We start from the raw sequence: 24,981 nt of genomic DNA, 5'->3' as shown, positions 1-24,981 counted from the left end.
CTACCGGTAACCACCGACCGAGGAAGCCCTGTTCGTGAGTGGCAACGCCGTCGCGTCGGCGGCTGAGCGCCGCCGACAGCGACAGATCCACATAGCTTCACTCGATTTCAGAGTCGAACTCCCGTCGATCATGATTCAGAAAGAGAGAACTGCGGCTTCAGACCGGGTTAGCCAAAGACGCCTTGTGAGGTACTGATACTAGTCCTACAATCAATCGAGACAGTAGTTTTCACCGCGCGAAACGTGTAATTCGTTCGATTGGCGTAGTATTGGCTAGCCAAGATCCGGTCCATGCCGGTGGCATTGATCGCCTGGATCTCGCCGAGTTCGTGTGGCTGCCCGACAGCCGCAATAGGACGCGCCAGATCGGCATTTTGAGGCATTGATATCGAGCAAGACGGTGGAAAATTCAGGTAGTATTGACGGCTCTAAGCCGAGAACTTTGACGATTCGGGGCATCTCGCACAGGACGTCCAGCAGCCGGCGGTACGGGTGATCGAGATACGCGCGAAGACCGCGGATGGCGACGATCACCCAGTCGGCGTAGCCGGCCTCTCCCAATTGAAACGCCGGAACCGGCTCTTTAACGACGAATTTTGAGCAAGCGACACAACCTGTTTTGTGAAGCTGACGAACTTCGATTGCACAACCGAACCGTCCCCATCAATTCCAAGTAGATTCGATAAGTAGCGGCTTTTGCTAGAACCCTATAATTCCCTAGCCAAGTTCTGAGCCGACCGAACACTAACGTCTAAATATGGACAAAACAATAATTCTCGAAACTGATCGTCATACTCAACCGTCCGCTCGAAGATATCCCAATAATGACCCTACCCGAATTCCAGAACCAGCGCGTTCTTGTTACCGGTGGTGCCGGATTCATCGGCAGCCATCTCACCCACGCACTCGCCTTTGACAACGACGTGACGGTCTACGACTCACTGATTAATGGTGACCTCGAAAACGTGCCGGAGGATGTCAACCTCATCAAGGCGGACGTATGTGATGACGAAGCACTGCATCAGGACGGCACCAAGGCAGACATGATCTTCCACGAGGCCGCCATGGTGAGCGTCGCACAATCGATCGATGAACCCGTCAAAAGCCAAGCGATCAATGTCGACGCCACACACTCGCTTCTCGAGGAGGCTCAAAAACGCGACGTACGCGTCGTCCTTGCCTCGAGTGCAGCCATCTACGGTCAGCCGACACGAACACCAATCGAAGAAACCGATCCGAAAGAGCCGACCTCGCCGTACGGTCTCGACAAGCTGACGATCGACCACTACGCCCGCCTCTACAACGATCTTTACGACCTCGAGACCGTTGCACTTCGCTACTTCAACGTCTACGGACCCGGACAGACGCCAGGAGACTACGCGGGGGTCATCAGCGTCTTCATCGATCAAGCGTTGAGCGGAGAGCCGATTACCGTCCACGGAGACGGCGAGCAAACTCGAGACTTCGTGTTTATCGACGACGTCGTCCAGGCAAATATCAAAGCAGCAACCACCGACGCTGTGGGTGAAGCGTACAACATCGGAACCGGCGAGTCGGTCACGATCCGCGAGCTGGCCGAACTGATTCAGGATATCACGGACACGGATTCGGATATCGTCCACACGGACGCTCGGTCGGGCGACATCGAGCACTCCGAGGCGGATATTTCGAAGGCTCGAGATCGACTCGACTACGAGCCGACGGTTTCGTTGCGGGAGGGACTCGAGCGGACCGTCGAGTGGTACCGAGAGGAGCTCGAGTGAGTACTCAGGAACCGTCCAGCCGGCGAGCGGTGGCCTGTCGATTTACGCCAGGGTGGGAATGAAAGGGGCTGGCGCTCTCGGCGAGCGAGACGAAGCAAGCACCGAACGAAGTGAGGCGCGCAGCGAGGGCGCGGTTCGGAGCGCCGGAGGCGAGAGAACCGCGCCATCGCGAACGGCGAAGCCGTGAGCGAGTCGCAGCCGACGAGAGCGCCAGGGGCTTTCGGGGTATTGCACTCTCGAAACTCCCGTCGATCAGCTGTCCTCCAGTTCGAGATCGTCGGCGTCTAGCTGCCCCTCGAGATACGCTATTCCACGATCAGTAATACGGTAGTAGCCGCGTTTCTCGTCGATTTTCTCGAGCAAGTCCGCATCAGAGAGGACGTTCATTCGTCTGGAGATGGTGTTCTGGCTCCGGTCTAACACGCCGAGTTCTTCGACGAGGTTGTACCAGACGGCCGTTGGCGGGAGCGCAATTCGGTGGCCCGTTTCCGTTTCCAGTTCCTGTAGGTACTCGAGGATGGCGTCGTCAGCCTGATTCATCCACGAGACACGGGCCCGCATACCCCGCTCATCGACTGTTCAGTGATTAATTGCACCGGATCGAATGTTTCTTGGATCATATGATCCAAGTTTGAGCCATACATACTAATAATTAAGTGTGTGATCCACGAACGCTACACTACGGAAGCTACACGCGGACCTTACTCTCACGAATGAGGAACAGCGGATCGGTGGTGGAGACACCGAGTCCGCGGATAGCTCCCGTAACCAGCCTACGGAAGCCATGTCAAACGACGATTCGCGGGGTAATGAAAGCCCCGACCGGCGCGACGCACCGACGCGAAAGAAACAGCAGACCACCGAATCGGTCCGCACCCGCCTCGAGCGGATCGATCGCCTCACCAGGACGCTACTGATCGACCTCGAGAGGCCCGCTCGAAACACGGCGTTCGAGGGGCTGTCAGACGACGACCGGCGGGACGTCCGCCGGTATCTGCGCGAGATCAGGGCGGAGGCGAGCACGGTGGGCCTGCGGGTGATCGGCCCGGAGGCGTCGATCCCGTACCGTCCGGAAGACGAGCCGATGGACGAACCAGCGGGCGAGCAAATCGACGACCCGGCGGACGAACCGATCGACGACCCGGCGGACGAACCGATCGACGAACCCGCGAACGAGCCGGAGCCGTTCGACGGGTCGCACGTCCGGATCACGACGTTCGACGGCCCGACGCCGGAGGCGTTCGAGCGCGCGCTCGAGGGAATCCGACGGGCTCGAGCATCGAAAAGCGAGAAATCGAACGAGAACGCCGATCGAGACGACGAGCACGAGTCGGACGACGAAACGGTCGACGATCGAAGTAGCGACGACTCGAGCGACACCCACGAAGACCCCGACTCGAGCGACACCCCAAACCCCGACTCGAGCTGGAACGGGGGTGACGACGATGAGTGACGGCCGCACGTGCTCGAGTCGCGTCGACGAGCTCGAGGCGCGCATCGAAGCGCTCACCGACCGCCTCGAGCGCCTCGAGACCGAACGCGAGAACCGGGAAACGCGTCTCGAGCGACTCGAGGCCGAGTGCCAACAAAAGGCCGAGCGGATCGACGACCTCGAGTCCGAAACCGCTCGCCTCGAGAATCTCGCGGAGGCCGCGCTGAAGAAGGCGAACGCGAACAAGGACCGTATCGGGGAACTCCAGAGTCGCGAACTCGAGAAGGGCGCGCACTTGCGCGAGTCGAACGTCGACGAGGCGGCGGTCACCGTGCCGGACGATCGCATCGAGCGGATCGTCAAGACCGACGACGCCTACTACCGGCTGCCCGAACAGGCAGACCCGCTCGAGCGCGGGGGTGACGTGACGCTCGCGTACGGCGACCTGCTCCCGATCCAGCAGCTCGCGCGGATGGACGAGGACATGCGCCGGTCGGCCGCGAACGCGTTACCCACGCGACTCGCGGCGAAGCTCTGGCGAGCCCGGACCGACTCGAGTGTCGGCGACGATCCCTGGGAGCGCGGTTGCAAAGACGTCGCCGAGTACGTCAAAGCCGGCGATCTCAAACACTGGATTCGCCGTCGGGAGCCGGGAATCAGCGACGCGTACGCGAAGAAGCTCGTCTCGAGAACCATCGACGCGATCCTCGAGCTCTCGAAGCACCGGCTGGCGGTCCGCAGAAAGACCGAGCGGAAGAACGGCCTCAAGTACACCGAGCGACGACTCGTCCTCCCGACCGACGCCGACGTACCGGGCGAGACACCGGGAGGTGACTAATACCGGTGACGGCTGGTGTCCTCGGGTGACCGGGGACAGCGAGTAAGAAAGCGCCTCGAGAGAGGGCGGCTGACTCTCCAGGAAACCGATCTCACGACGGACGCGCGGCTGGACGAGGGATGAATAGTGGCGGGTGTTTCGCTCGAGTGGTCGTCAGTGGTCATCACGGCGGACGGTACTGGAAGGAATGTCTAGAGACGACAGGTGTCTCTGGGAACGTTGACAGTGTGTTAAGGGAGTCGAAAGATTTAGCTATATTCTCGTTCTTCGTATATGCGAGAGATACGAATGAGTATTACCGACGACACGCCGATTTCCAGAAAGCGGTTACAGGCGGTGTTCGAACAACTGGCGAACGACCGAAAACTCGAAATTCTCGGGTATGCTGCCGGTCGTGAGGAGTTCACCGTTTCGGAAGTGAAAGGCGAACTCGGGCTTGCACACACGACAGCACACGAGTACTGTCGGGATCTCCACGCAGCTGGGTTCCTCGTCCGGAAAGGTGGGAAACCAGCACGGTATGCACCGGCCGACTTCGACTTGCAACTTTCGCTATCATCGATCGCTGATGCGGTCGAATCCGAATCGAAGACACTCGAGTACACGATCGAGACGTACGGCCAAGGCAGTATCGACGACGTTATCGACATCTGGGAGCGGGTCGAGGCTGGCGAACTCACGTACCGAGAGGCAAGCGAGGAAGTCGGGATGGCTCATGCGGATTTCCTCAGAGTTGCCCAGGAACTCGAACTCCTCACGCGATGAGCGTAATCGTCGTCGATACAAACGCGGTCATCATGCATGGGCGTGCGTTTTCCGATCGCGTTCGTGCCGCCGTCGAAACCGGAAGAACGATCGTCGTGCCGCAGTCGGTGAAACGGGAACTCGTCGACAACGTACTCGAGAACGAACGAGCACCATCGAACCATCGAGAGTCCGCCCTAGAAATCCAACGACTTGTTGACGACGGATATCTCGTCGTCCGATCACCGGACTTCGCGACGTCGAGCCGTGTGATCGACGAAGCGCGTCGACGAATTTCGGATGAATCGCTGCCAGAACACGAGGTGAAAGCCGATCAGTACATCCCGGCACTCATCTGTAACCTCGCGCGAGACAGGCCTGTGACGTTGGTAACCGCTGATCGAAAGCTGCGACGGATTACGCGGGATATTGTGGAACGGAACGGGCTGATCGATCATGTCGAACTTCGTGATCCATTGACCGTGTTGTGAGAGCCAAGCGAGTGCAGATTCTATCTTTGATCAGCGAGAGAGTCCCGGCGTTTACGGCGTCCTCAGAACGCAAAGCGTTCTGATGGGCATCGCAAACCTTCGATTTGCTCAACGGGCGTGAATCGCGTCACGGTGCTTCCCGGCGATGCATACATTCCTGGTGAGACAGGAGGTGACTAATACCGGTGACGGCTGGTGTCCTCGGGTGACCGGGGACACCGCGGTAGAGAATGCCTCGAGAGCGGTCTGCCGACTCTCCAGGAACCCTCACTCACGACGGACGCGCGGCTGTACGAGGGGTGAATAGTGGCGGGTGTCTCGCTCGAGTGGTCGTCGGTAGTCACCACGACAGACGGAGTTCGAAGATTCGTCCGGAGACGACAACCGTCACCAGCGGATTCGACGAATTTGATCCTAAACTACTACGAACTCGACGAATACATCGATGGGAATTTCCAATCCAATCCCATCTTTCTCTGCCACGCTGAACGGGTTCAAGAGGAAGGCTTCGAAGTACTTCGATTGCTCCACAACTACCTCTCATCGCTGTACTCTCTTAACGAAGCGATCCGCGTTCTGTGTAACCGCTACACATCGAACGGTGTCGAATTGACCAGCGGTGACTTTACTGAGAGTCATTCCCGGAACGACCGCAGGACAGCACCCGGTCGCTCCGGTAAACAGTTACAACACTCCGTATGAGAGACCCACTCGAGCCGTCCTGCGAAAGACAACAACTGTCGCCGGCAGATATTTGTGATCGAGTTTCCGAATCCGAGAACGCTTATGTGATGTGCGACTAAACTAGGAACTATTCATGGCAACCATCGTGCAAACGGACGACGTACTCGGTGGAGAACCCCGTATTGACGGGACACGCGTGGGCGTTCTCGACGTCTATGAACTCGTAATCGATGGTGGGAACCCGCCTGCAGATGTTGCGGATCAACTTGACCGATCGCTTGGTGAAATCTATACCGCACTCGCATACTATCACGAGCATCCTGAAGAGATGCGTCAGCTCCGCCAAGAACGCAACGAGGTACGAGCCGAACTCGCAGAAAATGCGTTACAACCCCCGGAACCAGCACAGTGACTGTCTCGTTTTGTGCGGATGAACACGTGCCGAGTGTCTTCATAACTACTCTCCAATCGAGTGGCTACGACGTGATCAAAGCGAATACGATCTTCGGCGAAGGAACGAACGATCGTCAGCTCTTGGAGTACTGCGCCGAAAACGAGTATCTATTCATAACCCACGATAAGAAGGACTTCAGTGGGCCAGTCAGCAACGGCGTAGACCATGCAGGCATTATTATTTATACAAATCCAGTATTGCTTCGGGATGATCCCGACGGAGTCGTACGAACGCTTGAGCGCGTTCTTGGGTATTATTCACCGCAGGAACTCGCTGGTGAACAAATCTGGTTGGATCAGTGGCACTCCAGTTGATGGTCCAAACGTGTGCGCAGATAGATAAGCGTTCGGTCGATTCGAATTAACCAACAAAATCATCACTCCGTCGATATCGCCAACGATCGCCGTAAGCGACTCACGAACGCCGACGGTAGGCAGTATCACCGGGTACCGTAACAGGATAACCCGTTCGAGCGTGCGAGGTCTCGGGAGCATATGGTACCTCCTCCCGATCCAGCAGCTGGCCCGGATGGACGAGGACGTGCGCCGGTCGGCCGCGAACTCGTTGCCAACGCGACTCGCGGCGAAGCTCTGGCGAGCCCGGACCGACTCGAGCGTCGGCGACGATCCCTGGGAGCGCGGCTGCAAGGGCGTCGCCGAGTACGTCAAAGCCGGCGATCTCAAACACTGGATCCGCCGGCAGGAGCCCGGCATCAGCGACGCGTACGCGAAGAAGCTCGTCTCGAGAACCATCGACGCGATCCTCGAGCTCTCGAAGCATCAGCTGGCGGTCCGCAGAAAGACCGAGCGGAAGAACGGCCTCGAGTACACCGAACGCCGGCTCGTCCTCCCCGGCGACGCCGACGTACCGGGCGAGACATCGGGAGGTGATCAGGGCCGGTGACGGCTGGTGTCCTCGGGTGACCGGGGACAGCGAGGAAGAAAGCGCCTCGAGAGAGAGGGCGGCTGACTCTCCAGGAACCCTCACTCACGACGGACGCGCGGCTGTACGAGGGGTGAATAGTGGCGGGCGTCTCGCTCGAGTGGTCGTCGGTGGGCGTACTGACGGACGAGGATTGGAGGAGACCCTGAAGACAACAGCTGTCACTGGAGTCTACTTCGGCCAGCCTTTATTATTGAGTGGAGCGTAGTATCTTCTAATGGCTGAAATCGTCTCGACGAACGATACGCTGGGTGGTGCACCCCGAATTGAGGGGAGGCGTATCGGGGTCCACCACGTCGCAAAGCGGGTCCTTGATGCCGGAGAATCCCCCGAACAGGTCGCCGCCGACTACGATCTCGATATCGCCGACGTCTACCGCGCCTTAGTGTATTACTACGATCACGCCGAGGAAATGCGCCAGATCCAAGCCGAGCGTCAGTCCATCCCTGACGAGCGATCTGTCATCCGTGGACCCGAGGACCTCGATACGAAAACCCAGTCAGAGCCCGAGGTATGAGGCTGTTGGCTGACGAACACGTTCCACCAGCCATTGTTTCTGCGCTCCGTGGTGAGGGACACGATGTTGCTATCGTTGGTGAGGATGTTGAACTAGGCTCTGAAGACACGGTTCTCTTGCAGTATGCACGCGAAACCGACCGGCTCATTCTGAGCGAAGATACCGATTTTCGTGGGGCTGATCCAGAACTGAACGTTGAGCACCACCCCGGAATCCTCGCTTGCAATACGGCTGCATCGGCGGGCGAAATCGCTGCGGCAATTCGACGAATAGAGATGTATACCGACGATCTCGCTGGAACGGTTCTCTACGTCCCGGGCAACTGGCTCTGATCTCGAGAGTGATCGATGCCGTGTTGGACCTCTCGAAGCACCGGGTGGCCGTTCGAAAACGCACGGGACGAAAGAACGGCCTCGAGTACACAGAGCGCCGACTCGTGCTGCCCGAGGACATCGAGATTCCTGGTGGGGTCCCAGGAGGTGACCAGGACCGGTGACGGCTGGTGTCCTCGGGTGACCGGGGACAGCGAGTAAGAAAGCCTCGGGTGACCGGGGACAGCGAGTAAGAAAGCCTCGGGTGACCGGGGACAGCGAGTAAGAAAGCGCCTCGAGAGAGGTCGGCTGACACTCCAGGAACCATTACTCACGACGAACGCGCGGCTGTACGAGGGTTGAATAGTGGCGGGTGTCTCGCTCGAGTGATCGTCGGTGGGCAGACTGACGGACAGGGGTCAAAGGAACATCCGGAGACGACAATTGTATCCGGCGGTTCACTCCAGGGCGAAGCCTTATTATGAATCATCCATAATACATAATACAATGTCCCAGTCTACGACGCCACCGGAGCAGCCACCAATCAAACAACTCCAAACAGTCCTCGAGCTTCTGGAGAACCCATCGCTCGCCCGAATATACAGCTACGCGTTTCACACAGAAGATGTGACTGTCGAAGAACTCGTATCCAATCTCGGGGTCCCACAAGGGACTGTCTACGACTACGTCAACAGACTCGAGAACGCTGGTCTCCTGCGGAAAACACGGACGGAGAGACCGTACAGGTTCGACGCCGAACCGCTATCCGTAACGGTTACCATCGACGGCGACAAGCAGACGATTTCGGCTGAACTCGTCGATGCAGTCGGCCGTAGCGACGATGATCAGGACATCTCTGTCTACCTCGATCGCCACGGCATTGATGGACTCGCGACTGCACTCGAGTACGCACGCGAGTACGTGGACGGAACGGTCAATCATCGGATTATGGCTCGAGAGCTCGATTGCTCACCACTCGAGGCCGAGATTATTCTGCAGGCACTCGAACCAGTCGTTCGTGCTCACCGTGCTGAGGAATGAGGACGGCATACCTCGCAGACTCGGGCGTCTTCATCCGATGTGGCGGACCTGATCGAGAAAAATACCAGCGACTGCGCCGTGCGGTCCGAACTGCTGGCACAACGTTGCACATTCCACGGCGTGTGTATGAGGAACTCGGCGGCGAACCATCCGACGGAGCATATCCCACCAGTAGTATTCCCTGGCAAGAAGGAGTCGATGAGGGGTGGATCGTCGTAGCGGATCCGCTCGAGTATACAAACCCGATCGTGTCGGGGATCATGGATGCTGCGAGACGATTTATCGCGAACGAAACGGGCAGATCACAGGATACCGTCGAAAAAGCGGATACGGCCCTCGTTGGACTTGCAGCACAATTTCTTGAGAGTGAAACCAACAAGATCGTACTCTTAACGACAGACAAGCCGGCAGGTCGTGCAGCGGAAACACTACTTCCTGAGTATGGGTTCGAAGAACGTCTCGAGTATCGATATGTGAGCGAAAAATATCTGCAGAATATGACTGCAAACGAATTCCTCGAGAAAAGAGAATAGTGGGGAACTCGAGAAGGGTGAACACCTCCGTGCAGAGACTGTCGATCCTCACGACGCCGATGTCGCCGACGGCCGCCTCGAGCGGATCACGAAAGACGATGGCCAGCGCTACTTCCGGCTGCCCGAACAGGCCGATCCGCTCGAGCGCGGTAACGTTTCGCTGGCGTATGGCGACCTCCTCCCGATTCAGCAACTCTCCAGAATGGACGACGAGATGCTGCGGTCGACGGCGAACGCGCTGCCCACACGGCCGGCGGCGAAGCTCTGGAAGGCCCAAGAAGACTCGAGCGTTGGCGATAATCCATGGGAGACCGGTGGTGCAGGAATCAGCGAGTGCGTCACAGCGAGCGATCTCAAACACTGGATCCGCCAGCAAGAATCCGGCGTCAGCGACACCTACGCGAAAAAGCTCGTCTCGAGAGTGATCGACGCCATGCTGGATCTCTCGAAGCATCGCGTCGCCGTTCGCAAACGCCAAGAACGGAAGAACGGCCTCGAGTACACAGAGCGTCGATTGGTGCTTCCCGAAGACGTCGACATTCCTGGTGAGGCCCCAGGAGGTGACCAGCGCCGGTGACGGCTGGTGTCCTCGGATAACCGGGGACACAGGGGTGAAAAACGCCTCGAGAGGGGGCGGCTGACTCTCCAGGAAACCGATCTCGCGACGGACGCGCGGCTGTACGAGGGGTGAATAGTGGCGGGAGTCTCGCTCGAGTGGTCGTCGGTGGGCGTACTGACGGACGGGGTTCGAAGGAGAGTCTGAAGACAACAGCTGTCACTGCAGACACCAACTCGTCATTCACGTCGTTTTGGGAGGAATCTATCGGCGTAACACTCTTAGGCACATATATCCCAATATATCGCATGGTCAAAACCATTCGAGTCTCAGAGGAGTACCACGAGTGGCTCAGCGCCCACAAGAGGAGCGATGAGACGATGGAGGAGACGCTGCGTCGGATGACGCGCGGCCCTCACCCGAGCGACGTTGCCGGCCTCCTGACCGAAGAGGAAGCTGAGGACGCCAAGGAAGCGGTAAACCGTCTGCGTGGGCGTGACCAGGACCGCCTCAATGATGCCCGCTGTGCCTTCGAAAGCGAGGACGGGAGCAAATGATTATCGACTCGTCGTACCTCTTCGATCTGATGGCGGAAGATCCGGATGCATTCTCGAAGGGCGCTGAACTCGTCGAGAAAGGAGAGATGCAGTGGTTACCGACCCCGGTTGTCGCTGAGACCTATTACGGTGTTGCCACAGCTCGCAGCGAGACCACTGAGCAAGAGGTGCGGAATCGTCTCCTCGGGTACCCCCGCATTGATGTTGACGAAGAGATCGCGCGTAGAGCCGGTGAACTACTCGCGACGGCAGATGACCGTGTGGGTGGGAACGCTGGCGTCGGTCCGAACGATGGGTACATCGCCGCAATGGCCGACGTTCTCGACGATTCGGTCTTGACAGACAACGTCGAAGATTTCGAAGCGTTGGGAGTGCCAGTCGAGACCTACTGACCGGTGCGGATGCGAAGACTGATTGTCGGTCGCTCCTGGTACTGACTCAGAGCCGACCGTATGAGAGCGCGGCTGCACGGACGTCGACGAGTACGTCAAAGCCGGCGATCTCAAACACAGGATTCGCCGTCCTCAGAAATCGAATATTTCTGATGGGCTGCACAAGAGCGTCGCTCTTGCGAACGTCAGGAGCCCGGCATCAGCGACGCGTACGCGAAGAAGCTGGTCTCGAGAACCATCGACGCAATCCTCGAGCTCTCGAAGCATCGGCTGGCGATTCGCCGGAGAACCGAGCGAAAGAACGGCCTCGAATACACGGAACGCCGGCTCGCCCTCCCCAGCGACGCCGACGTGCCGGGCGAGACACGGGGGGTGACCAGCACCGGTGACGGCTGGTATCCTCGGGTGACCGGGGACAGCGAGTAAGAAAGCGCCTCGAGAGGGGTCGGCTGACTCTCCAGGAAACCGATCTCACGACGGACGCGCGGCTGTACGAGGGATGACCAGTGGCGGGCGTCTCGCTCGAGTGGTCGTCGGTGGGCAGACTGACGGACAAGGATTGGAGGAGACCCTGAAGACAACAGCTGTCACTGGAATCCGCAACAGGCAGCTCGGGTTGAGACAGTTCACAATCTGAGCTGAGAGCAAAAACGATCCCGCTTCTCCTGTAGACAGGTTACATTTTGGTGGGCTAGATTTAACTAACAGCGGGATTAATCCTGTTGTAGTCTCAAATGACTCTCCAGGAGTTACCTGATGACGCCCCTGGACGTCTCGTGCCATACGGCCGTCGTCCATACTACAATCCGGATCCCCTTCCGCCAGATAGCGAGTTACAATTCGAGACGGAGTTCTACGAGTTGCTTTCGGAGACGACGTTTTGGCTCGGAAAACTCGGTGGGTACAGCCTGACAACCGATTTTGCACCAGTGTTGTACACGTCGTTGCTTCGAAAAGAAGCGATGGAGTCGTCAGAAATAGAGGGTGCAGATATCGATTACAATGCACTCTATAGTTTTGAGACCAGATCGTTGGACCGATCCGATGTAGCTGATGAGCAAGCACCAGTCATCGACGAAACGAAAGACGTTCGAGAAGTGCTTAACTACGAACGCGCGCTCAAAAGCGGAATCAGGGCGATCGATCGGAATAATGGGGTTTCCATCGATCTTCTACATACTCTCCACGATACGCTCTTGACTGACGTACCTGAAGACCGCCGAGAAACGGATACCATTGGGGAGTTCAAGTCCGTCCCGAATCATCTGGGCGAATTCGTCCCTCCCGTTCCAAATGCCGTCGATGGACTGATGGATGCGCTACTGACGTACATCCGTACTGGTGGGAGCTACCACTCGCTCATCGATATTGCGCTCACACACTATCAGTTCGAGACGATTCACCCCTACGGGGACGGTAACGGTCGGCTCGGACGGCTCCTCATCACAGTACAGCTGTATGAACACGACTATCTCGAGCAACCAACGCTCTACCTGAGCGAATACTTCAATCGCTACAAAGAGATCTACGTCGATCGTTTGAACGCCGTCCGGAAGTACGGCGAGTGGGAAGCATGGGTAGAGTTCTTCGTGACGGGGCTTCGCCATCAGGCAGAAGAATCCCTCCTTCGATCTCAGGAACTTCACTCCTTACAGCAAGAATATGAGGCTACGTACGGCGATACCGCTGCAGCCTATGCAAAATTAGCGTGTACACTCTTCGAGCGGCCATACCTCACTGCGAACAGTGTTCAGGAACAGCTCGACGTAACGGGTCCGACGGCCTATCGAGCGATCGACCATCTGGAGGAAGAAGGTGTACTCGAGGAGACGACCGGAAAAGAACGAAACCGAGAATACCGTGCGCGAGAGATTTTTGAGATTCTCGAGCGACCACCACAGACGTATTAAGTATGCTCAGTGGCGAACGCGTTACCCACGCGTCTCGCGGCGAAGCGTTGGCAGGCTCGAGTTGCCTCGAGCGTCGGTGACAACCCGTGGGAGAGCGGGTGCAGGACATCAGCAAGTACGTCAAGGCGACCGATCTCAAGCATTGGATCCGTCGACGAGAGCCCGGGGCGACCGACACCTACGCGAAGAAGCTGGTCTCGTGAGTGATCGATACCGCTCTCGAGCTGTCGAACCGGATGACCGCCCGCAAACGATCACAGCGCAAGAACGACCTCGGGTACGCGGAGCGTCGGCTCGTACTTCCCCTCGAGGGAGACGCTCTGGACGAAACCGCCGCCGCAGCAATTCCTGGAGAGACTAACCCACGACGGACGCGCGGCTGTACGAGGGGTGACCAGTGGCGGGAGTCACGCTCGAGTGGTCGTCGGTGGGCAGACTGACGGACGGGGTTCGAAGAAACGCCCGGAGACGACAGGTGTCTCTAGAATCTACGACGATCTTCGGCCCGGATTTGCAACACTTCCCACTTCACATCCAGTAACGCTTTTGAGGGTTACCAACAAACTGGTAATCAACAAATGTACGAGGTATTTGACGACACCGCTGTACGAGTTATCCTTGCACTCGAGAGTGGTGACTCGATCCGGCGTGTCTCTCAACGACTTCAAATTCCGTATGAAACGGTTCGCCAGGCTGTGAACCGACTTGAAGAAGCTGGCTTCGTTCGATATGATGACGGGTTGTTCGTCGTCAACGATACCGTCCGGGATACCGCGTTTGATCTCCTCGCTGCCAGTACCCGAGTGAGTCCACCGACTATCGACGAAGCATACATCCTCCCTCAGTTTGGTGACTGGCCGTTTGCGTTCACCCGGATCGATGCGGTGTACGTGTGGACACGCGGAGGCTATCAGGTCGGTCGGACGCCAGATGACTACCCGTTGTTTCTTGCTGTCCGCGAACAGGACCTCTACGACTGGCAGGCTTTCTTCGACTCGTGTGACATCCCTGTCTCGGTAGAGCGCCAGCCAAGAACAGATGTTCCAAACCCAATACAGATCGTCCTCGATCCCCAGCCATCACTCGATATCGAACACGTTGAGGACCATCCTGTTGTCCCACGCGAAGAGACGATTGAATATATGCGCGAGCATTACGTACAGTTCCAGTCGGCCCTCTCGATGCTTGATCGGATGTACGATGATCTCGACGTTGGCGTGGCATATCGCGAATCGGAGCGTGTTCAACCATGAGTTTCACCGATCGTAGCGATGCATTGATCGAACTTCTCGAGGAACTCAATGAAAGTGATCTCAAGTACGTCCTCGTTGGTGGGTACGCAGTTTCTGTTTTCAACGCGCGGTTTTCGACCGATCTCGACATCGTTGTTGCCCCCGAGAACAAGAGCGATTTCGTTAGCTTCCTTGAGGACCGTGGATTCGAAGAGACCGACAGTCACGCGAAGAGATGGTTTTATGACACTGAAGTTATCGAATACAAAAAACGTCTCGCCCCGAAACAACCAATCGGATTTGACCTACTAGTCAATGGCCTCGGATGTCGTCAAACGGAAGCACAGTGGTCGTTCAACCACCTCTACGATCACAGTGCAGAACAGACAGTGAGTGGTGGCACAACGACAACGAAAGCTCGAGCTGTCGATGGGGCGGTACTTGTTGCTGCAAAACTACACAGTGGCCGAGAGACTGACATCAGAGATATCGTTGCCATCGCCGAAGAGATTGCTCTCACAACGGTCACACCACATCTGCACCGGGGCGAGACAGATGCGCTTCGCGAACAACTCGAACGAGCAAAAGAGATTTTGGAAAGTGATGAACTGAAACACGGTTACCGGAGTGACTTCGGTGCGTCAGCTATCTCTGAACCAACAGTCAATTCTCTTCGAAACTACCTCGCCGCGCAGATTGAAAAACTGGAGTAGCCCTGCGGTCCCCATCGATATCCACAGACAGCACTTCGACGGTTGTACAGCTTACAGACCACGATCAGCTTTCGAGCAACTCGAGTCCCTTCAGGACCGAATCGCGGTCCTCGAGGCCGACCTTGAAGCCAAAGACGAGCGTATCGCACACCTCGAACGAGATCGGGATCGCCTCGAAGACCGAACGGCCGAGCTCGAAAGGCACGTGGAGGACCTCGAGGACGAGATCTCGCGCCTCGAAAGCTTGGCGAATGTCGCCCTCAAGGGCCGTGTTGAATCACTAGGCGGCGGAATGCTTCGCTAAATCAAAGGAGTTGAAGCGGGAGACCTCGGTTGCCTATGACCCAAATCTCCCGCTTCACTGGGGAATTGTGCCGGTCGCTCAAAGAGTCACTGGTGATGGAGACGAAGGCGATTGTTGGAGGGGTAGATAGTGGTGGGAGTCTCGCTCGAGTGGTCGTCGGTGGTCATCACGACGGACGAGGCTCGGAAAGCATCCTGACGACAACAGCTGTCACTGGTGGTATTCGTCGAGAACGTACCTGGAAAGTTGTTCCGTCGCCATCGTGACGATCGGTTCCGTGAGTGTACCCTGTTTAACGTCGATCTCGGTGGCGCTAATGGAGTTCACTGACCATGGCATGATCGAACTCGATCGTGGGGCTCCACCTTCGACCCAATCAGACTCCTCGATCGGGATACGGTCTTCGTACCACGTCCGCGTCGTGAGTGAGAGCGTAATATATTGTTCTCCGTGGAACGGAGTATTCTCGCCGCTAACAATCAAAAACGGACGTCCATCGGAGTTTTCTTTGAACTTGTCGTAGCCGATGACAACGTCTCCTCGATCGTAGTCCATCTACTTCTCCTCAACTGCGTGTTCTTTCCACTCTTCGAGGTCTTCTTCGCCGTACTGCTTGTTCAATCGTTGAACGGTCCTGTGGAGGTCATACGCATCACGAACGCGGTCCATGTCTCCAATCGCCCAGTATTTTCCCTTATGTCGGACCAGGTTTTCATCCTCGAGTCGGCTTAAAACAGTACTAACTGATCCCTTCGTTACCCCTGATCCCTCGGCTATTTCAGATGGCGTGAAGGCCTTGTCATCGTTCCGGGCCAGGAACGTGATGATTCGCTCTGCATTCGTCTCCCCCTCGAGTTCACTTTCAGAGCTCCCGTCGAACGTCTCAATATCGATCGGCATAGTTGTCACTAGTGTATGTCGAGTCATAAGGGTTGTCGTATCACTAGTGTCACTCACATATCCAAGGTAACTCCTCTTGGCACTACCTGAGCGGTAACCGACCAACCCGAGGCCCTCCACGAACGAATCGAGGTCCTCGAGGCCAACCTCGAAGCGAAAAACAAGCACATTGTCCACCTCGAAGATGATTGTGACGGCCTCGACGAGCAGACCACCACACTCGAAGAGCGCGTCGACGACCTCGAGGCCGAGACGACACGCTTCGAGAGAGGTCATCTATCGGTCTACGCAGATAGACTCACAGCACGAATGCGGTTGTTGGAGGGATGGATAGTGGCGGGTCTCTTGCTCGAGTGGTCGTCGGTGATCGAACTGACGGACAGAATCTGGAAGGGGAACCGAAGACAACAGCTGTCACTGGCCCTTCCATGACATCGGTTAACTTCAGGCAACCAGGAACACAGATAATTGACTCGAGGTAAATTATTTGGAGAAGCAGGTCTTAGGGGAGGATAATGGGAAACTCAGATCACGGGACGTGGACAGAAACGATGAGTGGTCGTGAACGGGTCCGCGAAGTCGTCGAAGTACTAGCCGAACCAACACCTGTTCAAGAGATCGCCGACCGAGCAGACGTTTCACGGACGACAGCCGACGATGAGCTCCAGCGCCTGGAACGTGACGACTGGGTCATCGAAACGACGGTTGACCGCACGAAGGCATACGACGTGAACCCAGTTCGGATGCTCTTTGACGAGGTCACAACCCACATTAAGGAGCACACGCGGGACGAATTGGAGAGGCAGCTCACAGAGCTGAAGGAAGAACAAGAAGCGTTGGCTTCGGAATTTGATGTCAACTCACTCGAAGAATTTCGTGACCAACTCGCCGAAGAGGAGTGGTCAGCTGCGGAACTTCGTGACCGGCGTAATGTGATTGCCACGTGGGAAGCGGTCAACACGGAACTCGCGCTCGTGAAGCATGCACTCCACCTGTATGGCGATGTCGTCGAACTCTCCTCACCGAAACACAACAGCTACTCCTCACTCGCCTGATGGTCGTTTTCCTCGCTAATCGAGCCAACTTACAGCGCAAGCGGCTTCACGATCGTATCCAAAACCGTCTCGGTGGCGAGTTCGATGGTGTTCACCGACGCCGTACCGAACCGCGGGAAGCCGGGCCGTATCGCGTCGTTGGTACGGTGAACCCACGAAAGTTTCTAGACGATAAAGAGTATCCGACGACGACCGCACGAGTCGAAGTCGGATTCCAACTTCAGACAGCCGAACTGTACGAGTATTACTGGTTCAACTGGATCGAACCGGATCGACAACTGCTGGTTGGATGGCATCAGGACGATACACACGCTGATCTTGGACCAGTTCATCTACAGGTAACCGATAGCACAACAGCTGTTGAACATCAACCAGCCAACTTCATCGACTCCCACCCGCTCGACGTTATCGAGCGGAGACTCGAATCACTCCCCGATGCAGTCACCGCAGTTGAGTGGGAAGACGGTCGACCAACTGGACTTCGCTAACGAGCACAAACAAATACCGAGATCAGAACTCCAGGATCGCGAACTCGAGAAGGGAGCACACCTCCTGGGGAGAGTGTCGATCCTCACGACGTCGACGTCGCTGATGGCTGCCTCGAGCGACTCACGACGGTAAGCAGTACTACCGCCTGCCAGAACAGGCTGATCCGCTCGACCACGGCGACGTCCCGCTGGCATCTGGCGATCCCCTACCGATTCAGCAACTAACGCGGATGGAAGATGAGATGTTGCGAAAGCTTTGGCAGGCGTGGACAGACCCAAGTGTCGGTGCCAACCCCTGGGAGCCCGGCGGTGCCGGAATCAAGGAATACCTGAAAGGCAGCGTCCCCCAGATTGGATCCGTGGGTAGGAACCCGGTGTCAGCGATACGTACGCGAAGAAGCTGTTCCCGAGACTGATCGATGCCATCCTCGACCCGTCGACCATCGAGTCGCCGTCCGCAAACGAACAGAGCGAAAAAACGGCCTCGAGTACACCGAACGCCGACTCGTCCTTCCCGGCGATGCCGACGTACCGGGCGAGACAACGGGGGGTGGCTAGCACCGGTGACGGCTGGTGTCCTCGGATGACCGGGGACACCTCTGTAGAGAACGCCTCGAGAGAGGTCGTCTGACTCTCCAAAAACCCTCACTCACGACGGACGCACGGCTGTACGAGGGGTGAATAGTGCCGGGTGTGTCGCTCGAGTGGTCGTCGATGGTCACGAAGAACGACGAGGTCCGGAAGGCATCCTGATGACGACAGCGGTCACCGGGCTATTGCTCGAGAACGTACTCGGAGTGTCGCCGTCGTGAGTATCGATTCCGTGAGCATCCCTCGTTTGATCTCGATCTCATCGGAGCTCATCGAGCTCGTTGATCACGGCATGATTGAACTCGATCGTGGTGGCCCACCGTCGACCCGATCGGACTCCTCGATTGCGATTCGTTTCTCGTACCACGTCCGTATCGTGAGTGAGGGTGTGATACACCGTTCTCCGTGAAACGGAGTCCGCTCGCCGCTGATGAGTGAAAATGGACGGCCATCTGAGTTTCCCGTGAACGGATCGTAGCCGAAGACGACATCCTCCCGGTAGCCTATCTATTCGCGACGTACCCGGAACTGACGGCGAACGCAACCGCGGGTCGAACGCAGGAGATGCACAGCACCCGCGCCGTGCACATCAAATGAATTATATGTATCTCCCGCGTGCTGGTGCGCAACTATCATGATCGGGAGAGACGGCCGGCGACGAGGGTCGACGACACCCGCAGAACCGAAGTGGACTCGCGCGCTCGGTGGACTACCAGCAGGAAAGTGGGGAACGACGACCAGGTGCCGAGTTGGGACAAAGCTCGCGAGCGTGTTCTCGCTGCTCGTACCGGGCGTTCTCGCACGGGTGTGGCGATCGTCAGAGCGGGTGAAAGCGCTCGTTCGCGGGGCCAGCTGGCGATTTCTCGGCTCCGTTGCCGTCTTCCTCGCGGTCGTCGGTCTCGGGTCTGGCGTCTACCCGGGTGGAGAACGTGGCTCGAGTCCCGGAGCCGTCGTCGTGGGTTGGGTGGCGGTATTCGTTCCGGTTGCTGAGCGGGTCGAATTCCTCGCAGGGAGGCACGAACAATGAGCGCGCGACGACAGCCTTCGGCTGCCCTATCAGCAGTCGAAATAACGCGACACCGGGGTGCGTTCCGATGAGATCCACGCTGACGACGGGGTCCGCGAGTGACTCGAGATTGCAACGCGTTGGCTTTCGCGTGGTGGCGGGTCTCGTCGCTCTCGTCTTCGCCGGACTCTGGGCTTTCGAAGGATATTACGTGGTCACCGCGTGGTTCCCGCCGCTGTACGACGAGGTGACGCCGATCAACGGCGTCGCGGCGGGTACGTTCATGACGGTCATGCTCGGGTGTTCGATCCTCACGTTACTACGGCCACGGACGGCGATCGGGCCGGCACGAACCCTCCTCATCGGCGCTTCCCTGCTGGGGCTGTTGATGCCGCTTGCGTTCGTGATGACCGATCCGCTGGTAACGGGTGTCGGAATACTGCTCACGGCGGCGATTCTTTCGATGGTCGTCTGGCTCCACCCGGCCCGGGACGGGGTTCTTCCGTCACGCAACCCGGATCTCGAGTGGCCGTTGCTGGCGCTGACAATCCTCCTCGCGGTTCCGTTCCTGTGGCTGGCGGCGCGCTACCAGTGGCAGCAACTGACACTCGACGACAAGGTGGCAGGTCGGTGGTTCTACGGAGGGCTATCGATGTATCTGCTCGCGACGGTCTCGCTCGCAGCAGCGAGTAGCGTCGACGGAACCACGCGTCGTGTTACCGGCGGTTCGGCCGCCGTGCTCGCGGGAATCCTCGGTCTCGTTTCGGTCGTCTACCCCGGAGAACTCCACAGCCTCGGACTCGTCGGTGGTCTGCTGGTGGTCGCCTGGGCAGTCTGCGTAATCGCGTTCGTAACTCGGACGAATCGACGACGCGAGAGTCAGTGACGGACGTCAGCCGCTGTACGGACGAATCGACGGCGCAAGTGAGAGATCGCCATCACAGTGTGATACCAGCCCGTCTGCAACTGGTGTGACCGCGGAGGCCCGACCGGCGCACGTCCACCGAGACTCGCCTCGGAGACGAACGGAGTCCGATACGTTTCGGCGAGACCCATCCGCGGACCTCAGTACCGAAACCGAGGCGTACTGTCCCGTCCGTAGCGAGCGTCGTCGGAACGTTTCGCGCTCGGATCGACGGCCGGAGTCGATCTTCCGTGATGACGAGAGACTCCGTCTCTCGAACCACTTGCTCCCGAGGCGGCTCACTCGATCGTCGACGCTCTCGGGAGTGCGAGAAGAAGACCCAGCAGGACACCGAGAGTGAGAAGCACTCCAAATCCTGGAACGGTATCGTCGGATTCACCGGCATCTCCGAGCGACTCGTCCTGGCTGTCGTCGGTATCACTGATTTCGCCAGCGTCGTCGTCACCGGGTTCGTCGGCGACTCCCGTGTCGTCGTCACCGGGTTCGGGTGCGTCGTCAGAGTCGACTCCGCCGTCGTCGTCGGAACCGAGTTCGGGTTCGTCCGGTGAGTCGCCACCGCCGGCGGGGACGTTCGAAGCGCCCGACGAGGAAGAGGGGGAATCAACCTCGACGGAGAGGGTCGACTCGAGCCCGCTGAGAGTTGCGCTGAGAGTCGCGACCCCGTCGCCAACGGCCTCAACAGTTGCGTTCTCGACGACCACGACGTCCCGGTCGGAACTCGAGAGCGCCGCCGTCTCGTTCGCGTACGCCGTCGAGTCATCGAAGAAACTGACCGCGACGATCGCGTCAGTCGTCGCTTCCGGCTCGAGTGAGTCGTCGGCGAGCGACAGTTCGAGGTGGTCGACCATCCACCGGTGGCGTGGGTACTCCTCGTCGAGCGCGATCCACGTCTCGTTGAGTTCGAGACTCGTCTGCTGGGTGGCTGTCCCGACCAGCGCGTCGGTATCCAGCCCGTTGGCGTCCGGCGAACCGGCCGAGTGGTTCTGGGTCGTTTCGGTCGCGTCCCAGTAGCTCGAGTCGACGGTCGGGGTTCCCGCGCCGACGAGACCGCCGGCGGCCGTCATTGCGGTCACCTGTCCAGCGGCGAACGATCCGGAGACGTCCCCGTCGCTCTCGCCGATCAAGCCGCCAACGGCCGTCGTCCCCTCGACCGTCGCACTCGAGGCCGCCGTCGAGACGTCACCGCCGGAGCCGACCAGGCCGCCGACCGACTCCTCGCCAGCGACGCTCCCGCTCACGACGACCCCGTCGATCGATCCGGCCGAGAGCGAGCCGACCAGGCCGCCGACCTGTTCGTCGCCCGTGACGCTCACGTTCTCGAGCGCGAGCGTCTCGATCGAGCCGCCGTCGACGACGCCGAACAAGCCGACCGAAGAGTTGCCAGTTCGCTCGACGGTGAGCGTCGAAATGGCGTTGCCCTGTCCGTCGAATGAGCCGGTAAACGGCGACGCGTCGTCGCCGATCGGCTCGAAGCCGACGCCACCGTGCCAGGCGTCGGCTTCGGCGGCGTCGACGTGTCCCTCGAGTGCGTAGTGGGCGTCGAGTTCCGCCCCGATCGCCTGCAGTTCGGCCGCGTTCGTGACCCGGTACGGCGATTCGTTCGTGCCGTCGCCGTCGTGAGCCAGCCAGAGCGAGTCGGTGACGACGACCGTCTCGGCCGACGGTGTGACGTTCGTCGATGCGGATCGATACCCGTCCGCCTCCAGCGTTAGCTCGTACGTTTGCGCGCCCGGAACGGCCGTCAACTGGTAGGAGCCGTTCGTGGCGGTCGTCGTCTCGAAGGCGGAGCCATCCGTGTCGACCGTGACGATCACCTCGTCGAGCGCGTCGCCGGTCACACGGTCGCTCACGGTCCCTTCGATGGCCGAATCACCCTCGAGCGTGATCGAAACCGGGACCGTCGAGCCGGAGTCGACGTCGTCCGTCGTGACCGTCGACTCGTTGTAGCCCGTGACGTTCGCGGTGACGGCGTACTCGTCGTCCGTTCCGGGAATCGTCACCGCGAGCGTTCCGTCGGCATCGGTCGTCGCCGACGGCTCGAACTGCGCGCCGTCGGTTTCGCGTTCGATCCTCACCGAGACGTTCTCGAGCGGAGCGTCGGTACGCGAACCGACGGCCGTCACCTCGAGCGTGGCGTCGCCATCGAGCAACGCCGGCTCGGACAGCGTCGTGGTTCCGGGCTCCTCGACGCGTGCGTCGAATTCGGTCGGCTCGTAGCCGGCCGCCGTAACGGTGACGTCGTACTCGACGGCGCTCGCCAGCCCGGATACGGTGTAGGTTCCGTTTCCGGTGTGGCTCCCGTCGTAGGTGCCGTCGCCGTCTGCCGGCGTCGCCTCGACGATCGCACCCTCGAGGTCGTCGCCGAACTGCTCGCCACCGACGTCGAACTCGAGCGTGCCGTCGCCGACCAGTGAGAAGTCGACGCCCTCGTCGCCGTCGACGCGAAGCGACTCGGTCTCGCCGTCGTAGCCGTCCGCGTCGGTCGTGAGCGTGTAGTCGTAGCCATCGACGACGTCGGTCAACTCGTAGGCACCGTCGGCGTTCGTCTCGGTCTCGAACGCGAGGTCGGTGTCGACGCGCTCGTCGTCGAGTTCTATCGTCACGTCTGCGCCTTCGATGGGGTGGCCCGTCACCTCGTCGGTGACCGTTCCGGCCACCGTCGTCTCGCCGATCGGCTCGAGGACGACGTTCTCGGTCTGGTGCGTGCCAGCGTCGACCGCCACTCCGTCTCGCGTCATCTGTTCGTAGCCGTCGCGGTCGGCGACGAGGTCGTACGTCTCTCCACCGGGCAGGTTCTCGACGGCGTACGCGCCCGCTTCGTCGGTCGTCGCCTCGTACGTTCCAGCGCCGTTCGTCGCGGTCACCGTCGCGTCTTCGATTCCGTCCTCGGTCAGGGCGTCCGTCACCGTTCCGGTGATCTCGGCATCACCGACGACGGTTAGATCCCGTGAAACGCTCGCGTCGTCGGCGACGGTTACCGTCTCCACTGTCAGTTCGTAGCCCACTTCGTCGGCGGTGACGGTGTACTCCTCGCCGGTTCCGGGCACGTTCTCGATCGTGTATTCGCCGCTTTCATCCGTCGTCGCTTCGTACGCACCGGCACCGTTTTCGGCGGTGACGGTCGCTCCCTCGATCGGCACGCCGAACGCGTCGTCGGTCACCTGTCCGAAGATCGCGGCGGTTCCGAACAGGTCGTGGGCCCGACTCTCGGACGCACCGGCTGTGAGGAACACGTCCGTTACCTCCTCGCCGTCGTAGCCGTCGGCGTCGATCGTGAAGTCGTAGGTGAATCCACCCGGGAGCGGCGTCAACGCAGCCGTGCCAGTACTGTCAGTCTCGAACGAATCGGTCTCTCCGAGCGTCTCGTTCCGGGCGATCACGGTCGCTCCCTCGATCGGCCCACCGGTTTCACCATCTTCGGCCGTGACCTCGGTCGCCGCATCGCCGGCGAGGTCGAAGTCGAAACCGGTCTCGGTCCCGCCGTCATCGAGCTCGACGGTCCCGCTCGCTTCGACCCAACCGTCGGGATCGACGCTCACCGTGTACTCCTCACCGGTTCCGGCGACGATCGCGGTGTACTCACCGCTTTCGTCCGTCTCTACGACGTACTCCTGCTCGCCGGTGACGTCGATCTGGACGTCGGAGAGTGCCATCCCGAACGCCTCGTCCGCGACGGTTCCGCTGAGCGTTGCGGTCCCCGTCAGTTCGGCGTCCAGAGTGTGGGTCGCTTCGTCGCCGACGGATTCGTCCGACTCGACGACCGTCTCGTAGCCGCCCGCCTCGAGTTCGACGGTGTACTCGCTCCCGCCGGGCACGGATTCGACGGTGTACTCGCCACGTTCATCGGTGGTTGCTTCGTACGCACCCGCACCGTTCGTGGCAGTCACCGTCGCGCCTTCGACGGCGTCCCCGCTCTCGCTATCGGTGATCTGACCGATGATCTCGGCGTTGCCGCCCAGCAACCAGTTCGCCGACGATTGGTCGCCGGGGGTGAGTGAGCGCTGGGGGATATTGGCTGCGTCGTACCCCGGTTTCGAGAACGTGTAACTGTACGTGAACCCACCGGGGAGGACGATGTCCACGTTTCCGTCCTCGTCTGTCGTGAACGCGTCATCGGCGACGCCGAACGTCTCGTGTTCGATGCTCACAGTCGCTCCGTCGAGCGGTACGTCCGTCTCACTGTCACTGAGCGTAATGGAATCCATCGCATCGCCGGTGAGCTCGAGATCAACGCCGCTGACGTCCTCGGCGTCGTCGACCGTCGTGCTCGTCGAATTATCGTCCCAGCCGACGATAACAGCGGTTACAGTGTACTCCTCGCCGGTCCCGGGAACGGCAATCGTGTACGCACCGTCTTCGTCCGACTCCGCGGTGTAGGTTCCCCCGCCGTTGTCGGCAACTACTTCCACGTCCGAGAGATCGGTTTCGAACGTCGTATCCTCGACCGTGCCGCTCACGGTTGCGTTACCCTCGAGGAGGGTGTCATACAATTCATCTCATGCCACGAGCTTGGTTCGACCCGGATTTTCACCCTGTTCGTAGTTCGTGATGGCAACGATCACTCGGAGACACAGTCCAAGATACACTTCTACCCGCGCATGG

General features: G+C 59.1%; 25 protein-coding genes and 6 pseudogenes. 24 read left to right on the top strand and 7 right to left on the bottom strand.

Features of this window, described 5'->3' with window-relative positions; genetic code table 11:
- Nucleotides 1–200: 200 nt before the first annotated feature.
- Nucleotides 201–668: pseudogene (locus EA472_RS23140) on the bottom strand (IS5/IS1182 family transposase); the annotation flags it as partial.
- A 156-nt stretch (nt 669–824) separates the two neighbouring features.
- On the opposite strand from EA472_RS23140, the gene EA472_RS20655 reads away from it, so the two are divergent.
- Complete coding sequence (locus tag EA472_RS20655) at nt 825–1,763, top strand: NAD-dependent epimerase/dehydratase family protein (RefSeq protein ID WP_124193388.1); 939 nt, start codon at nt 825–827, stop codon at nt 1,761–1,763.
- Nucleotides 1,764–2,015: 252 nt separating this feature from the next.
- On the opposite strand, the gene EA472_RS20650 is transcribed toward EA472_RS20655, so the two are convergent.
- Nucleotides 2,016–2,324, bottom strand: coding sequence for a transcriptional regulator (locus EA472_RS20650; protein WP_124193387.1), 309 nt, complete (start codon nt 2,322–2,324; stop codon nt 2,016–2,018).
- 223 nt (nt 2,325–2,547) lie between these two features.
- On the opposite strand from EA472_RS20650, the gene EA472_RS22815 reads away from it, so the two are divergent.
- From EA472_RS22815 to EA472_RS20555, 19 genes and pseudogenes are all read left to right on the top strand, one after another.
- A complete protein-coding gene (locus tag EA472_RS22815; protein WP_207891198.1) occupies nt 2,548–3,216 on the top strand; it encodes a hypothetical protein in 669 nt (222 codons plus the stop codon).
- Nucleotides 3,209–4,033 (top strand): hypothetical protein, encoded by an 825-nt coding sequence (locus EA472_RS20640; RefSeq protein ID WP_124193386.1) that lies wholly within the window; start codon nt 3,209–3,211, stop codon nt 4,031–4,033. The genes EA472_RS22815 and EA472_RS20640 overlap by 8 nt, the downstream gene beginning before the upstream one ends.
- 288 nt (nt 4,034–4,321) lie before the next feature.
- Entirely contained in the window at nt 4,322–4,798 is a 477-nt protein-coding gene (locus EA472_RS20635; protein ID WP_124193385.1) for a helix-turn-helix domain-containing protein, read from the top strand.
- Complete coding sequence (locus EA472_RS20630; RefSeq protein ID WP_124193384.1) at nt 4,795–5,268, top strand: PIN domain-containing protein; 474 nt, start codon at nt 4,795–4,797, stop codon at nt 5,266–5,268. Before EA472_RS20635 ends, EA472_RS20630 begins: the two co-directional genes overlap by 4 nt.
- A gap of 817 nt (nt 5,269–6,085) precedes the next feature.
- Complete coding sequence (locus tag EA472_RS20625) at nt 6,086–6,364, top strand: DUF433 domain-containing protein (protein WP_124193383.1); 279 nt, start codon at nt 6,086–6,088, stop codon at nt 6,362–6,364.
- Entirely contained in the window at nt 6,361–6,720 is a 360-nt protein-coding gene (locus EA472_RS23465; protein WP_394341358.1) for a DUF5615 family PIN-like protein, read from the top strand. The genes EA472_RS20625 and EA472_RS23465 overlap by 4 nt, the downstream gene beginning before the upstream one ends.
- Before the next feature lie 90 nt (nt 6,721–6,810).
- Nucleotides 6,811–7,329, top strand: a pseudogene (locus tag EA472_RS20620) (hypothetical protein); the annotation flags it as partial.
- A gap of 236 nt (nt 7,330–7,565) precedes the next feature.
- Nucleotides 7,566–7,865, top strand: coding sequence for a DUF433 domain-containing protein (locus EA472_RS20615; RefSeq protein ID WP_124193382.1), 300 nt, complete (start codon nt 7,566–7,568; stop codon nt 7,863–7,865).
- A complete protein-coding gene (locus tag EA472_RS20610) occupies nt 7,862–8,197 on the top strand; it encodes a DUF5615 family PIN-like protein (protein ID WP_124193381.1) in 336 nt (111 codons plus the stop codon). Before EA472_RS20615 ends, EA472_RS20610 begins: the two co-directional genes overlap by 4 nt.
- A gap of 486 nt (nt 8,198–8,683) precedes the next feature.
- Complete coding sequence (locus tag EA472_RS20600; RefSeq protein WP_124193379.1) at nt 8,684–9,217, top strand: DUF7437 domain-containing protein; 534 nt, start codon at nt 8,684–8,686, stop codon at nt 9,215–9,217.
- 122 nt (nt 9,218–9,339) lie between these two features.
- On the top strand, nt 9,340–9,750 hold the full coding sequence (locus EA472_RS20595; RefSeq protein ID WP_243637919.1) for a hypothetical protein: 411 nt from the start codon (nt 9,340–9,342) through the stop codon (nt 9,748–9,750).
- A gap of 1 nt (nt 9,751) precedes the next feature.
- A pseudogene (locus EA472_RS23460) lies at nt 9,752–10,347 on the top strand (hypothetical protein); the annotation flags it as partial.
- A 267-nt stretch (nt 10,348–10,614) separates the two neighbouring features.
- Entirely contained in the window at nt 10,615–10,863 is a 249-nt protein-coding gene (locus EA472_RS20585) for a hypothetical protein (RefSeq protein ID WP_124193377.1), read from the top strand.
- Between the two features lie 29 nt (nt 10,864–10,892).
- On the top strand, nt 10,893–11,255 hold the full coding sequence (locus EA472_RS20580) for a PIN domain-containing protein (RefSeq protein WP_243637917.1): 363 nt from the start codon (nt 10,893–10,895) through the stop codon (nt 11,253–11,255).
- Nucleotides 11,256–11,319: 64 nt separating this feature from the next.
- Nucleotides 11,320–11,681, top strand: a pseudogene (locus EA472_RS23130) (hypothetical protein); the annotation flags it as partial.
- A gap of 308 nt (nt 11,682–11,989) precedes the next feature.
- Nucleotides 11,990–13,165: a Fic family protein gene (locus tag EA472_RS20570; RefSeq protein WP_124193375.1), complete on the top strand. Its 1,176-nt coding sequence runs from the start codon at nt 11,990–11,992 to the stop codon at nt 13,163–13,165.
- 6 nt (nt 13,166–13,171) lie between these two features.
- Nucleotides 13,172–13,605: pseudogene (locus tag EA472_RS20565) on the top strand (hypothetical protein); the annotation flags it as partial.
- A gap of 138 nt (nt 13,606–13,743) precedes the next feature.
- Nucleotides 13,744–14,418 carry a helix-turn-helix domain-containing protein gene (locus EA472_RS20560; protein WP_124193374.1) on the top strand — a complete coding sequence of 225 codons (675 nt, stop codon included), beginning with the start codon at nt 13,744–13,746 and terminating at the stop codon, nt 14,416–14,418.
- Nucleotides 14,415–15,110 (top strand): hypothetical protein, encoded by a 696-nt coding sequence (locus tag EA472_RS20555; protein ID WP_124193373.1) that lies wholly within the window; start codon nt 14,415–14,417, stop codon nt 15,108–15,110. Before EA472_RS20560 ends, EA472_RS20555 begins: the two co-directional genes overlap by 4 nt.
- Nucleotides 15,111–15,174: 64 nt before the next feature.
- On the opposite strand, the gene EA472_RS22685 is transcribed toward EA472_RS20555, so the two are convergent.
- The 3 genes from EA472_RS22685 to EA472_RS23455 form a co-directional block, all read right to left on the bottom strand.
- Nucleotides 15,175–15,315: a hypothetical protein gene (locus EA472_RS22685; protein WP_165874952.1), complete on the bottom strand. Its 141-nt coding sequence runs from the start codon at nt 15,313–15,315 to the stop codon at nt 15,175–15,177.
- Between the two features lie 309 nt (nt 15,316–15,624).
- Entirely contained in the window at nt 15,625–15,969 is a 345-nt protein-coding gene (locus EA472_RS20545) for a type II toxin-antitoxin system PemK/MazF family toxin (RefSeq protein WP_124193371.1), read from the bottom strand.
- Complete coding sequence (locus EA472_RS23455) at nt 15,970–16,314, bottom strand: winged helix-turn-helix domain-containing protein (RefSeq protein WP_124193390.1); 345 nt, start codon at nt 16,312–16,314, stop codon at nt 15,970–15,972.
- 515 nt (nt 16,315–16,829) lie between these two features.
- On the opposite strand from EA472_RS23455, the gene EA472_RS23125 reads away from it, so the two are divergent.
- From EA472_RS23125 to EA472_RS23120, 3 genes and pseudogenes are all read left to right on the top strand, one after another.
- Complete coding sequence (locus EA472_RS23125) at nt 16,830–17,369, top strand: DUF7342 family protein (protein WP_243637916.1); 540 nt, start codon at nt 16,830–16,832, stop codon at nt 17,367–17,369.
- A complete protein-coding gene (locus EA472_RS20530) occupies nt 17,369–17,857 on the top strand; it encodes a hypothetical protein (RefSeq protein ID WP_124193370.1) in 489 nt (162 codons plus the stop codon). The genes EA472_RS23125 and EA472_RS20530 overlap by 1 nt, the downstream gene beginning before the upstream one ends.
- A 22-nt stretch (nt 17,858–17,879) precedes the next feature.
- Nucleotides 17,880–18,415, top strand: a pseudogene (locus tag EA472_RS23120) (hypothetical protein); the annotation flags it as partial.
- Between the two features lie 850 nt (nt 18,416–19,265).
- Here EA472_RS23120 and EA472_RS20520 read toward each other — a convergent pair.
- Nucleotides 19,266–19,553, bottom strand: a complete 288-nt coding sequence (locus EA472_RS20520; protein ID WP_124193369.1) for a hypothetical protein — start codon at nt 19,551–19,553, stop codon at nt 19,266–19,268.
- A 31-nt stretch (nt 19,554–19,584) separates the two neighbouring features.
- Between EA472_RS20520 and EA472_RS20515 the strand changes: the two genes are divergently transcribed.
- A complete protein-coding gene (locus EA472_RS20515; RefSeq protein ID WP_124193368.1) occupies nt 19,585–20,340 on the top strand; it encodes a hypothetical protein in 756 nt (251 codons plus the stop codon).
- Nucleotides 20,341–20,657: 317 nt separating this feature from the next.
- On the opposite strand, the gene EA472_RS20510 is transcribed toward EA472_RS20515, so the two are convergent.
- On the bottom strand, nt 20,658–24,836 hold the full coding sequence (locus EA472_RS20510; RefSeq protein ID WP_124193367.1) for a carboxypeptidase regulatory-like domain-containing protein: 4,179 nt from the start codon (nt 24,834–24,836) through the stop codon (nt 20,658–20,660).
- Between the last annotated feature and the right edge of the window lie 145 nt (nt 24,837–24,981).

Origin of the sequence: Natrarchaeobius oligotrophus (genome assembly GCF_003841465.1) — an archaeon.
GTDB classification, from domain to species: domain Archaea; phylum Halobacteriota; class Halobacteria; order Halobacteriales; family Natrialbaceae; genus Natrarchaeobius; species Natrarchaeobius oligotrophus.
This window is presented reverse-complemented; position numbering and strand designations above follow the sequence as displayed.